11 protein-coding genes are annotated in these 12,768 nt (G+C 45.7%); 7 read left to right on the top strand and 4 right to left on the bottom strand.

The annotated features are described in order from the left end of the window. Genes metH through GVO63_RS07465 form a run of 3 tightly spaced genes read left to right on the top strand, consistent with a single transcriptional unit; the run spans position 1 to position 3,552 of the window. Positions 1 to 2,625 (top strand): methionine synthase, encoded by a 2,625-nt coding sequence (metH, locus tag GVO63_RS07475; protein WP_159495048.1) that lies wholly within the window; start codon positions 1 to 3, stop codon positions 2,623 to 2,625. Between the two features lie 26 nt (positions 2,626 to 2,651). Then, on the top strand, positions 2,652 to 3,242 hold the full coding sequence (locus tag GVO63_RS07470; protein WP_159578844.1) for a DUF938 domain-containing protein: 591 nt from the start codon (positions 2,652 to 2,654) through the stop codon (positions 3,240 to 3,242). A gap of 25 nt (positions 3,243 to 3,267) precedes the next feature. Further along, positions 3,268 to 3,552, top strand: a complete 285-nt coding sequence (locus GVO63_RS07465; protein WP_159495050.1) for a pyrimidine/purine nucleoside phosphorylase — start codon at positions 3,268 to 3,270, stop codon at positions 3,550 to 3,552. Between the two features lie 243 nt (positions 3,553 to 3,795). On the opposite strand, the gene GVO63_RS07460 is transcribed toward GVO63_RS07465, so the two are convergent. Together GVO63_RS07460 and GVO63_RS07455 are read right to left on the bottom strand one after the other, a co-directional pair. Beyond that, on the bottom strand, positions 3,796 to 4,683 hold the full coding sequence (locus tag GVO63_RS07460; RefSeq protein WP_159495064.1) for a LysR family transcriptional regulator: 888 nt from the start codon (positions 4,681 to 4,683) through the stop codon (positions 3,796 to 3,798). A gap of 15 nt (positions 4,684 to 4,698) precedes the next feature. Beyond that, on the bottom strand, positions 4,699 to 5,667 hold the full coding sequence (locus GVO63_RS07455) for a hydrogen peroxide-inducible genes activator (RefSeq protein ID WP_159495052.1): 969 nt from the start codon (positions 5,665 to 5,667) through the stop codon (positions 4,699 to 4,701). 156 nt (positions 5,668 to 5,823) lie between these two features. On the opposite strand from GVO63_RS07455, the gene GVO63_RS07450 reads away from it, so the two are divergent. The 4 genes from GVO63_RS07450 (at position 5,824) to betI (ending at position 9,139) form a co-directional block, all read left to right on the top strand. Beyond that, positions 5,824 to 6,477: a carbonic anhydrase gene (locus GVO63_RS07450; RefSeq protein WP_159578842.1), complete on the top strand. Its 654-nt coding sequence runs from the start codon at positions 5,824 to 5,826 to the stop codon at positions 6,475 to 6,477. A gap of 11 nt (positions 6,478 to 6,488) precedes the next feature. Beyond that, entirely contained in the window at positions 6,489 to 8,126 is a 1,638-nt protein-coding gene (locus tag GVO63_RS07445) for a SulP family inorganic anion transporter (protein ID WP_159578840.1), read from the top strand. A gap of 75 nt (positions 8,127 to 8,201) precedes the next feature. Next, the gene (locus tag GVO63_RS07440; RefSeq protein WP_236552082.1) at positions 8,202 to 8,489 is read left to right on the top strand and encodes a hypothetical protein; all 288 of its coding nucleotides are present in this window, start codon (positions 8,202 to 8,204) and stop codon (positions 8,487 to 8,489) included. Positions 8,490 to 8,563: 74 nt separating this feature from the next. Continuing rightward, positions 8,564 to 9,139: a transcriptional regulator BetI gene (betI, locus tag GVO63_RS07435; protein WP_268891630.1), complete on the top strand. Its 576-nt coding sequence runs from the start codon at positions 8,564 to 8,566 to the stop codon at positions 9,137 to 9,139. A 219-nt stretch (positions 9,140 to 9,358) separates the two neighbouring features. On the opposite strand, the gene GVO63_RS07430 is transcribed toward betI, so the two are convergent. Beyond that, complete coding sequence (locus GVO63_RS07430; protein WP_159578838.1) at positions 9,359 to 11,434, bottom strand: M13 family metallopeptidase; 2,076 nt, start codon at positions 11,432 to 11,434, stop codon at positions 9,359 to 9,361. Continuing rightward, a complete protein-coding gene (locus GVO63_RS07425; protein WP_159578836.1) occupies positions 11,424 to 12,725 on the bottom strand; it encodes a GNAT family N-acetyltransferase in 1,302 nt (433 codons plus the stop codon). The genes GVO63_RS07430 and GVO63_RS07425 overlap by 11 nt, the downstream gene beginning before the upstream one ends. Positions 12,726 to 12,768: the final 43 nt, after the last annotated feature.

Here is a 12,768-nt window from a genome sequence, read left to right as displayed (position 1 = left end):
ATGAGCGCAGAATTTTCCACATTTATTAATATTGGCGAGCGAACTAACGTTACGGGTTCGGCTCGCTTTAAACGGCTTATTCTTGATGGTGATTATGAAGCCGCGCTTGATGTCGCGAGACAGCAAGTCGAAAACGGCGCGCAAATCATCGATATCAATATGGATGAAGCCATGCTCGATTCTAAGCAGGCCATGATCACCTTCATGAATTTGATTGCTTCTGAGCCGGATATCAGTCGCGTGCCAATCATGATTGATTCGTCTAAATGGGAAGTAATAGAGGCGGGGCTAAAATGCGTGCAGGGCAAAGCGATTGTTAACTCCATTAGTTTAAAAGAGGGAGAAGAGCTTTTTCTCAATCAAGCAAAGCTGATTAAACGCTATGGTGCAGCAACCGTCGTCATGGCGTTTGATGAAACAGGGCAGGCTGACACTCAGGCGCGTAAAGTGGAGATTTGCCAGCGCAGTTACAAACTGCTGACTGAGAAAATTGGCTTTCCACCTGAAGATATTATTTTCGACCCCAATATTTTTGCGGTAGCAACGGGTATTGAAGAGCACGATAACTACGCGGTAGATTTTATTGAGGCAACGCGCGAAATACGACGAACCTGTCCGTATTCTCATATTTCAGGCGGTCTTTCAAACATATCTTTCTCGTTCAGAGGAAACAATCCGGTGCGCGAGGCTATGCACTCGGTATTCTTATATCACGCTATTCGCGCAGGCATGGATATGGCTATAGTCAATGCTGGTCAGTTAGAGGTATACGATGAAATTCCATCAGAACTTCGCGAAGCCGTTGAGGATGTGATCCTTAACCGCAGAAGTGATGCCACGGAACGTTTGTTAGATATTGCCCCTCATTATCAAGGTGATGGTAAAGCAGCAGCGAAAGAAGATTTAAGCTGGCGTGAGCAAGATGTAAATAAACGCTTAGAACACGCCCTTGTTAAAGGCATTACCGACTACATCATTGAAGACACAGAAGAGGCCCGTCAAAAAGCGGATCGTCCGCTACACGTGATCGAAGGGCCATTAATGGATGGTATGAACGTGGTGGGGGATCTATTTGGTGAAGGAAAAATGTTCCTTCCTCAGGTAGTGAAGTCTGCTCGTGTAATGAAAAAGGCGGTGGCGCACTTGCAGCCATTTATCGAAGAAGAAAAGTCTGACGATGCTAAGAGCAACGGTAAAATTCTTCTGGCCACGGTAAAAGGCGATGTTCACGATATCGGAAAAAATATTGTGGGTGTGGTACTTCAATGTAATAACTTTGAAGTGATCGACTTAGGCGTAATGGTGCCTGCGGCAACGATATTGCAAACTGCCAAAGATGAAAATGTAGACATGATTGGCCTATCGGGTCTTATCACACCTTCCCTTGATGAGATGGTACATGTTGCCAAGGAAATGGAGCGTCAAGGTTTTGAGATTCCGCTGCTTATTGGTGGAGCCACGACATCGAAAGCTCACACAGCGGTGAAAATAGAGCAGAACTATCATTCACCTGTTGCGTATGTGCCTAATGCAAGTAGAGCGGTTGGCGTATGTCAGCGCTTACTTAACAAGGCATCCCGTGACATTTACGCGCAAGAACTTGCTAAAGAATATGACACAGTTCGTGAACAGCATGCGCGTAAAAAACCTCGTAGTAAGCCTGTCACACTAGCCCAGGCCCGTGAGAACGCATTTAAGCCAGATTTCACTTCACCGCCAATAAAGCCCGCGAAATTAGGTGTCACCCCTGTCACTGCTGATTTAAACACGCTTCGTAAGTACATTGACTGGACACCTTTCTTTTTAACGTGGTCACTGGCCGGAAAATATCCACGGATCCTTGAAGATGAGATAGTCGGCGAAGAAGCCCAGTCTCTATTCAATGACGCCAACGTCATGTTAGATAAAATTATTGCTGACAACACGCTTGAGGCCAAAGGTGTCATTGGTCTGTTTCCTGCTAACCGCGTTGACGATGACGTTGAAATCTATGGTGATGAGTCAAGAAGCCAGCTTCTTGGGGTCGCTCATCACCTTCGCCAACAAACGTTGAAAGACAAATTTGCTAATTATTGTTTGGCAGACTTTGTTGCCGAAAAATCAAGCGGTGTAGAGGATTATGTAGGCGCATTCGCAGTAACAGGCGGTGTTGGCGAGGATGAACTGGCTGATACCTTCATCAACGCCGGTGATGATTACAACGGTATTATGGTGAAAGCCGTGGCAGATAGACTCGCTGAAGCCTTTGCTGAATACCTTCATGAGCAAGTGCGTAAGCATTATTGGGGTTACGCCGCAGACGAATCTTTAAGTAATGATGAACTTATTCGGGAGAAGTATCAGGGGATTCGACCTGCACCAGGCTATGCCGCTTGCCCAGAGCATACTGAAAAGCAGCTGATTTGGGATTTATTATCAGTTGAGCAGCACACCGGTATGAAACTTACCGAAAGCTATGCCATGTGGCCTGGTGCCTCAGTGTCTGGCTGGTATTTTGCACATCCAGAATCTAAATATTTTGCTGTAGCTAAAATACAAGCTGACCAAGTTGAAGACTATGCTAAGCGTAAAGGTTGGACGCTAGAAGAGGCTGAGAAGTGGCTTGGGCCTAACTTAAGTGACTAATGGTAGCTAAAGGGTAGGTTGAGGATATGCAGCACGAAAAGCCGTTCAGTCAAGCATGTGAGAATAACAAGCGCGTTATCTTAAGCGTGCTTGAGCGTGTGTTTGCTAATTGTCGGCAAGTACTAGAAATTGGGAGCGGTACTGGACAGCATGCGGTATTTTTGGCTGAACATTTACCCCATCTTATTTGGCATACGAGCGATCAGCCTCAATATCATGAGGGCATTTCCGCGTGGCTTGAAGATGCATACATTGAAAATGTAAAACCTCCAATTGCATTCACCATAGGGCAAGATACGTTCCCTAACCTCGATGTCGATGGCGTTTTTACTGCTAACACTGCGCATATTATGCAGAAAGAAGAGGTGAGACTTCTGATGGAGTCCGTGGCGTCGCATTTACCCCAAAACGGCATTTTTTGCCAGTATGGCCCTTTTAAACATAGCAGTAAATTTACATCTGAAAGTAATCACGCATTTCATGTCTCATTGTTAGAACGCGGATATGGTGGTTACCGTGATATCAATGAGCTTAAGGCTTGGGCAGGCGAGTTAAGCTTAAACGATGTTATCGATATGCCTGCTAATAATCACATGCTTGTTTGGCAAAAACGCTAAATTGGCATCAATCTAAGGAGTAGCTATGAGCTTTAAAGTAAACCATTATTTCGACAACAAAGTGAGTTCGATTGCATTTGAATCTGCAAACGGCCCCTGTACCTCTGGTGTAATGGCTGCAGGTGAATATACGTTTTCAACGTCACAAAAAGAGTTAATGAAAGTCGTTGAAGGTGAGCTTGTTGTTAAGCTACCGGGAAGCGAAGAGTGGCAATCATTTGTTGCAGGCACCAGTTTTAATGTACCTGCTGATGCTTCTTTTGACGTCAAAGTGTCTTCACCGACGGCCTATCTTTGCTTTTACAGCTAATGGCTGTCAGCTTATAACCTGAATTCTTCAGGGCCTATTTCAACGCAATTTTCCACAACGGAATGTATTTATCTTGAAGCAATGAAAACGGGCCCTTCTATCCCATTGCGCGCTTAAACTTTTGTAGAACCAGCCAGCATGCCGAAGAGTTAGCCCTTGAAGCTGCACAGCTAAGTACCGTCTCTGGTGACTTAAAAGAATTGGTTGGACAATTTAAAATTTAGTGTCACCGACAGTTTTACGCTACGGCTTATAGGACTGCGAAAGGGCGATGAAATCGTCCACGAACCCTAATACGTCTTGCGCTTTTCGATGGCCCAAGTACAAGGTTTTTGACACGCCTAGTTTACCTAAAGAGCGATACTCTAGGGAGTCGCGCTCTTTCGACTCATCAATCAACCATTTGGGCAATGCCGTTACTCCGCGCCCTGCGGCGACCATTTGTAGAATAATCTCTGTGGTTTCAATCGTCTTATGCTGCTTGACCGTGCAGTTGGCGGGCGTGAGGAAATGCGTAAACACGTCTAAACGACTCAGTTCTACAGGGTAGGTAATAAGGGTTTCATTGCCTAAATCTTTCGGCATCACGAACGATTTTTTGACCAATGGATGATGCTTATTCATTACCAGAACTTGCTCGTACTCAAACACAGGTGTATACGTTATCGTTTCCAGCGAGAGCGGGTCTGGGGTAAGCAGAATATCGATGTCAAAACCGTGTAGTGCTTGAAGTCCCCCGAAGGAAAATGCTCTGCGCACATCCACATCTACATCAGGAAAGGCTTTCAAAAAAGGTGCAACGACTTTCAGCAACCACTCAAAACAAGGGTAGCACTCCATACCTATGCGCAATATACCTTGCTTGCCGTCAGCGAACCTTCTGAGTTGTGCTTCAGTGTGTTCAAACTGAGGTAAAACGCGATGCGCTAAACCTAGTACACTCTGTCCTGCTTGGGTCAGTGTGAGTTTTCTGCCCTCTTTTTTCCACAGTTGAACGTCAAAATGCGCCTCTAACTTTTTCATAGCGTGGCTTAACGCCGACTGAGTGAGGAAAAGCGACTTCGCCGCCTCAGTCATTGTACCTTCCGTCGCAATCGCTCTCACTATTCGCAAATGTTGCCTATCAATCATTATGGTCACGCATGGTTAAAGTTTTTGTACCGAACTTGGCGCATCATTGACAATAGCCACCGCGTCGGAAAGACGGGTTTCTATTATTTCCTTTATGATAACTGAGATTTCTCTGAAGGTTTTTCTGCCAGGTGCAGTATTTCTCCAAGCCAAAGCATGCTGACGTTCAATGGGCATATCTGCAATCTCACACACATGCAATGCTTCTGGCTTATGCAGCTCAGAGTGTATATAGAGACCAGGCAAAAAGGCTACTCCCATGCCCATAACCACCATTTGACGCAACGTATCTAGACTGGTGCCCTCATAATCACGTTGCAAGCCAGCGCCAATTTTATCGCAGATATGCTGTACTTGATGGTGAAAATGATGTCTGTCTTCTAGCGTAAGTACTTTTTCACCCGCTATATCTTCTGGTTTCACGAAGGCTTTTCCCGCTAACTTGTGGTCCGAAGGCATCACAAATTTTAAGGGTTCATTAAAAAGCGGCTGAGTGATCAACTGAGAATTTTCACCTGATAGTGGGGAGAGAATGAGGTCGTACTCTCCACGCAATAAACCATGTTGAAGCGCATTTGGCGCGCCCTCGCGTACATAAAAACGTAGTCCCGGTTTTCTCTTGTGTAAATCAGGAAGTACGAAGGGGAGTAAGTACGGCCCTAAGGTGGGTGGGATACCTAAACGGTATGTCACGACTTCACCTTCCGATAGATCGCGGGCAATCTCGCTGAACCTCTGAGACGCTTGCAAAACTTCTTCTGCCGCGTCTAACAGAGCTTTCCCTTGAGGTGAAAGGAGCGTGCCAGTGCGAGACCGCTCGAAAAGCGTTAAGCCTAGTAAATTTTCCAGTGCGCTGATCTGGCTTGTCAGCGTAGGCTGGCTTATTCCGAGAATTCCCGCTGCCTGCCTGAAGCTTAGATACTTTGCGACAGCCACAAAATAGCGGATTTGATTAATTGACGGTGTCTTTCCGTTAAATTGCATGGTGAGAAATGTCTTCTTTTACTAAACTTATACTATCACTGTAACTGAGGTGATAGCTTATGGCTATCGCGAGTTGGTATATTAAACTATTAATCTATCAAGTGAAACTGACGTATTCACATAATCATTACAATTATTAGAAATTGGGAGTTATATATGGATCACGTTATCTCAGGTGTTGCTAAATTCCAGAAGGAAGTTTATCCGAATAAAAAAGCAAAGTTTCAAAAACTTGCTACCGGCCAAAATCCTGAAGTTCTTTTTATTACGTGCTCAGATTCTCGCATCGACCCTAACCTCGTTACTCAGACTGATCCTGGTGAGCTTTTTATCTGCCGTAATGCGGGCAATATTGTCCCTCCTCACAGCAATCAAACGGGTGGCATGACGGCCTCTATCGAATTTGCAGTAGCAGCGCTAGGCGTCTCTCACATTGTCGTTTGTGGTCATACCGACTGTGGTGCAATGAAAGGCGCAATTAATCCTGAAGGCCTTGATTCTCTTCCTCACGTTAAAGAATGGCTGGGTCATTGCCGTGTAGCAACGGAAGTAGTGAAAGAACGCTGCGGTCATTCAGAGCTGTCCATTGAAGATCTTGAAGCCGTGACGAAAGAGAATGTAGTTCAACAAATTCAGCACCTTCGTACCCACCCTGCTGTCGCCGCAAAAATTGCGACAGGTCAGGTTAAGCTACATGGTTGGGTATATAATATCGGTTCAGGTGAAGTGCTCTATTACAACACGGATTCTGGTGAGTTTGATGTCATGGACGAGTCTACTGCTGAAGCCCAACTTGCACGCGGTAAATAAGGTCTATCACAATGGTAAACATTAATCTTTCAAATTTACGTGGCGATTTTACCGGCGGTTTGACTGCCGGTATTGTCGCATTGCCACTGGCGCTAGCCTTAGGTGTAGCGTCAGGTTTAGGCCCTATGGCGGGTCTGTACGGTGCTATAGCGGTCGGTTTCTTTGCTGCGCTTTTCGGTGGCACCCCAGCACAGATATCAGGCCCAACAGGGCCAATGGTGGTTGTTTTGGCAGGCTTGTTCGCAAGTCTTTCAGGCGACGCGAGCCTCATTTTCACAGCCGTGATATTGGCAGGTATATTTCAGATTGTTTTTGGCTTCTTGGGCGTTGGACAATACATACGCTTGGTACCGTATCCGGTTATCTCTGGTTTTATGTCGGGCATCGGTGCCATCATTATAATTTTACAAATTGGTCGCTTGTTAGGTCATGAGCCTCCTGGCGGTACAATTGGTGCGTTATCCTATCTGCCAACTGCACTTGCGGATATCGACTTTGCTACGTTGGCACTCGGTCTTGGCACTCTCGTCGTTGCTTATAAATGGCCACCTCAATTAGGTAAGTTTGTGCCAGGTGCACTTGCCGCCCTGATTATCGGCACGCTCGTTAGTCTTGCGTTGTCCGTTCCGGTACTTGGTGATATTCCTACTGGCTTGCCAAGCTTGCATCTTCCCGTCTTTGAGCAAAGCAAAGCGCTTCTCATTTTAGAAGCAGCGTTTATTCTCGCGGTACTGGGTGCAATCGACAGTCTGCTGACATCGCTTGTGGCTGACAACATGACCCGTACTCGTCATGACAGTAACAAAGAGCTTATCGGCCAAGGTATAGGCAATACGTTTGCCGGTCTTATCGGCGGTATCGCGGGTGCGGGTGCAACCATGCGTACCGTGGTTAATATTCGCAGCGGTGGTAAATACAATATCTCAGGTATGGTTCATGCGCTCGTTCTACTCGCTATTGTGCTCGGTCTTAGCCCGTTAGCAGCGCAAATTCCTCACGCAGTACTGGCGGGTATTTTGGTTAAGGTGGGTTTGGATATTATTGACTGGAGCTATCTAAAACGCGCACACAAAGGACCGCGTTGGGATTTTGCCCTGATGGTTATGGTTCTTGCGCTCACTGTGTTTGTCGATTTGATTACCGCGGTTGGTGTTGGCGTCGTATTTGCTGCTTTGGCTTACGTTAAGCAAATCGCACAGCTACAAATTGAAGAGCTTAAGAAAATTCCAGATTCTCTAAACGACCCTAAAGAAAACGAGCTACTGGAGTCATTAAAAGGGAAGGTATCAATCTTTAGCTTCGGTGGTCCGCTAAGCTTTGGTGCGGCAGCAGATCTAGGTCATCATGTCCGTGAGCGCGTGAAACCGGGTTCTAAGGTTACTATTCTTGATTTTTCTCGGGTTCCACTAATGGATGTTTCCGCTGCAATGGCGGTAGATACCGTTACCTCTGATGCACTAGCAGCAGGGCGTCAGTTGGTGATCTGCGGTGCTAATGCTGAGGTCAACAAGGTACTTGAAGGCGTTAATGAAGCGCACCCGGGTATTCCTAACTTCGAGACGTTGCACGACGCTTTGCTTTACGCTAAAAAGCAAGTAGCCGGAACTGAAAGCAAAAACACAAGTTTTCAAGCCGCAGTAAACTCCTAAAGAAAAGCCAATGTAATAAAAAGCTTTTCCCTTTTGTGCCCTCCTTCGTGAGGGCTTTTTTGTGCCAATTATTTGATGAGTGTCGACTGGGCACGCGATAACTACTTTGCTGGCTTGTCTACCAAATACGTCGATAGTCGCTACTTGGATATCGATAATGCCGCACAAGTTGATGACTATATTGTAAGTGACTTCTATATTAACGGTTTTATTGAAAACATTGGCCCAGATGTTGAAGAGTTGGAAGTGCGTCTAACAGTAAATAAGCTGTTTGACGAAGACTATGCGTCTACCATCGCACCGGGTGCATTTTGGATTGGTGCGCCTCGCGCTGTTGCAGTCAACGCACGCTTAACCTTTTAATCGTGATATCATGCCTGCGACGGTGTAGCGCTGTCGCAGGTTATTTTTTTAGATTTAAGGTTTGGAGTTGTAGCATGCCCAAGGTGGGAATGGAGCCAGTTCGTAAGAAACAATTAATTGAAGCAACGCTCGAAGTGATGGCAGAAGTGGGCTATCACGGTACAACGATCAGCTTAATTAGTAAAAGAGCCGGGCTTTCCTCAGGGATAATCAGTCACTATTTTGGCGACAAGCAAGGGTTAATTGAAGCAACGATGCGCCACCTTCTCGATGCGCTAAAAATTACAAAGCATATTGACGATCCGCTGGAGCGGATCGATTTTATTGTTGAAAATAACTTTTCTCAAACGCAAGGCGCGAGTTCTGCCACCAATACTTGGTTTAATTTCTGGGCGTTGTCACTTCACAATGAGGGCCTGCATCGTTTGCAGTGTATTAACCACAAACGCTTAGAGCGTAATTTAGCGTTTAGCTACCGCAAGCTACTTAAGTCAGAGCAGGTCAAAAACGCTGCTGCGTCTACCGCTGCATTAATTGACGGGTATTGGCTACGTTATTCCATGGGCAGTGTGGGTAACGGTGATTTTTCAGAAGCGGTAGCCCGCTGTAAACAATACGTTCGAGATTTAGTTGCCCAATACGGGAAATAAATAAGCCGTCGGGAGATAAACAGGTCTGCGCAAAATAAATTAGTGCTCGCTGCAGATACGTTAGAACATAGAAAAAACATTGAATTAAGCGTATAGAAAAAGGCGGTAAGACATAAGTCGTACCGCCTTTTTTATATATTGAGCAGTTGCTGCCGAATGCATTATGCTATCCAGCACAGTGAGCCAATATACGGCTCATCAAACTGTTCACTCATCCAGTTACCAAATTCTTACGCGCTCTTCTGGCGCAAGATAAAGTGCATCACCTGGTTTAACGTCAAACGCTTCATACCATGCATCATGGTTTCTTGGCGCTTGTGCACGATAACGACCTGGTGCGTGTGTACCTGCGCGAAGTTGGTTCAGCATGCTTTCTTCAGTGCGTTTTTCTTTCCACACTTGTGCCCACGCAAGGAAGAAGCGCTGGTCGCCTGTTAGGCCGTCGATTACCGGTGCTTCCTTGCCGTTAAGACTCAGTTTATAGGCGTGGTAAGCCATGGCCAGACCACCCACGTCACCAATGTTTTCACCCAAGCTGTTGCGACCGTTTACGAAGTTGCCTTCGATAGGTTCGTATTGGCTGTATTGCTCGGCTAACATATCGGCTTTTTCTTCAAACGCTGCGCGGTCTGCATCGGTCCACCAGTTGCGCTGAATACCGTTTGCGTCAGACTTTGAACCTTGATCGTCAAAACCATGGCCCATCTCGTGACCAATCACCGCGCCGATTGCACCGTAATTAACTGCTGCATCAGCATTTGGGTCAAAGAAAGGCGGTTGTAAAATGGCCGCTGGGAATACAATCTCATTGAACGAACTGTTGTAGTAGGCATTCACGCGCTGTGGTGTCATACCCCAGCGATTGCGATCCGTTTTCTCTAGCTCGCGCGCTACTGACTGGTCTTGGAAGAAGGTACGCAGGTTGCGAACATTGCCCACTAAGTCTTTGTCGCTAACGGTTAAGCCGTCGAAAGACTGCCATTCGTCCGGGTAGCCAATTTTAGGGTTAAACGCCATCAGCTTTTCTTTCGCGTTAACCTTGGTTTCTTCGCTCATCCAGTCTAGGTTGTCAATTCGCTGACCTAGTGCGGTGCGCAAATTTTCTACCAATTCTGCCATTTGCTCTTTTGAGCTTTCTGGGAAGTATTCATTCACGTAAATCTTACCGATAGCAAAACCCAGTGACTCAGTACCAGACATTTGGCTCACTGCGCGCTTCCAGCGAGGACGAGGCTCTTGTTGCCCGCTTAGTGTGCGACCGAAGAAGTCAAAATTGGCGAGATAGATGTCTTCAGAAAGGAAGTCCGCATTATTTGAAATCGTGTGGTACTTCAAATACGACTTCCAATCAGCCAAGTCAGCCTCGTTAATGATTTTGATGACGTCTTTCACAGGTTCAGGCTGAGTGATATTAAGCTCAGGTACTTTATAACCGGTTTGAGCAAAATAGGTGTCCCAATCAAAGCCAGGGTATTCGTCAGACAGCTTGCTACGCTCGATTTGATTCAGCGTAAGATCGCGGTCACGGCGTTTTTCGCGAGGCCACTGAATTTCTGCAATTTGTGTTTCAAGGGCAAGAATGTTTGCCGCTTTTTCTGCTGCGTTTTCTTCGCCTGCAAAATTAAGCATTTGCTCGATGTGTGCTACATAAGCTTCACGTATCTTAACAAAACGCTCGCTATCACTTAGATAGTAATCGCGATCAGGAAGACCTAAACCGCCAACACCAACACTTAACTGGTATTCATTCGGATCAAGGCGGTTGTACCACATGCCGCCGCCAATTGGAGTGTTTGAACCTACTAACCAGCTGTTACCAAATGCTTTGGTAAGGTCAGTTTTGTTTTCAATAGTATCGATGGTCGACAACACGTCTTTGATTGGCTCTATCCCTTTTTCGTTGATGGTGTCGGTATCCATATAAGCAACGAAAAAGTCGTGAACCAGCTTTTCTTCCGCATTTAGCGAAGACTTTTCCATTAGGCCATCAATGATGTTTTTTACTTGCTCTTCACTGCGCTCAGCAAGGCCAGTGAATGCACCGTAGCGAGTTTTATCAGCGGGTAACTCATAGTTGTCATACCATGTACCGCTTGCGTACATAAAGAAGTCGTCACCAGGTTTTACCGCTTCATTTCGCGCGGTTAAGTCTACGCCGAAAGAACCTAGCTCAGCTTCCCCCTTCATCTCTGGCGCTTCAACTTTGCTCGTTTGGTCTTTTGCTTGTTCAGGTTGGCTACAGCCTGCAAGGCCTAAAGATGCCGCAATCGCTACGGCAAGAAGTTTATATTTCATCGTTTTTCTCGTTGTGATTATAAGTGTCGTCGTTAGGTGCAGTGACACTTGTTGTTTTTAAAGTAGGCACAAATTCCTTGTTAAACGGTAAAGCATTCCGTGCCTGATTAAAATAGCTTGCGATATGTGGCGTTTCCCGCTGTAAAAAGTCTGCTACAGCAGTGTGAAACGACGCATGTTGTAATTTGTGATGTGAACGGCAATAAATGGGCTCGAAGCCTCGAAGTATCTTATGTTCACCTTGGGTTCCGGGATTAAAAAGTGGTAGCTTTTTCGCGATGGCAAATTCAATGCCTTCAAAATAACAGCAGGCAAAATGTAGCCCGTCTATTTCTTTGAGCGCTCCCCAGTATCTGCCGTATAGTCCCGTTTCATCATACAAAAACAGAGCGCTGGCTACTGGTATCTCATTGTCTATTGCAGTTACGATAAGCATCTTATCGCTTATTTTTTCGGCCAGTTGCTCAAAGAAGGCATCATTTAAATATCCCACGTGACCGCTTCGTTTTAAATAGGTTGCTTTGTAACATTTTGTGAAAAACTGCAGCGTCTCTGGACTAATTTCATTTCCCGTCTGATGAATAAATTGCACGCCTTTTTCGTTCAATTTGCGTCGACTTTTTTTGATATCTTTTCTTTTGCGGGACGTGAGCGCATCGAGAAAATCATCGAAATCGGTATAGCGGTAGTTATGCCACTGAAACTGAACCGCATAACGGGTAAGGTAGCGGCTGGGAACACTGGCTATATAATCGATTAAATCACTGGTCTTGTGGTTGTCGATACTGGTAAGTTGTGCCGATGTGCTTTCATTTGGGAATAGCCAGTGAAAAGAAGATAAGGTCTCACCAAAAACAGACTCTACATACGCTGCCAACGTATCTTCTAGTTCGTGTAAAAGCGCCGGAGTAAGCACAATGTGATCATCGCAAAGTAGCCTTGGGCCTGTTACAGGCGTGAAAGGAATGGCCGATATCCATTTTGGATAATAGTCGAGACCATGCTGTGCATAAGCGTTTGCCCATGCGTGGTCGAAAACGTATTCACCATAGCTGTGGGTTTTCAGGTAGCCAGGAATAATCATATTGACGGCTTCTTGTTGACCTTGCGATATAGCAATATGGCAAGGTTGCCATCCAGATTCACTACCACATGAGCCGCTGTGTTCTAAGGCATGCAGAAATTCATAAGATAGGAAAGGGCCCGCATCTTTTGCGAGTTGTTGCCAGTTCCCTTTAGAGAACTGTTTAATCGAATCTATTATAGTTATGCGATAGTCAGATGCTGTCATGCAATTTACATTATGTAGAGGTTTTGTGCGTAAAAAGCGAGAT

It is taken from the genome of Alteromonas sp. KUL106, assembly GCF_009811415.1.
Taxonomy (GTDB): Bacteria; Pseudomonadota; Gammaproteobacteria; order Enterobacterales; family Alteromonadaceae; genus Alteromonas.
The sequence above is the reverse complement of the archived record's forward strand: the minus strand, read 5'-3'. Positions and strand labels throughout refer to the sequence as shown.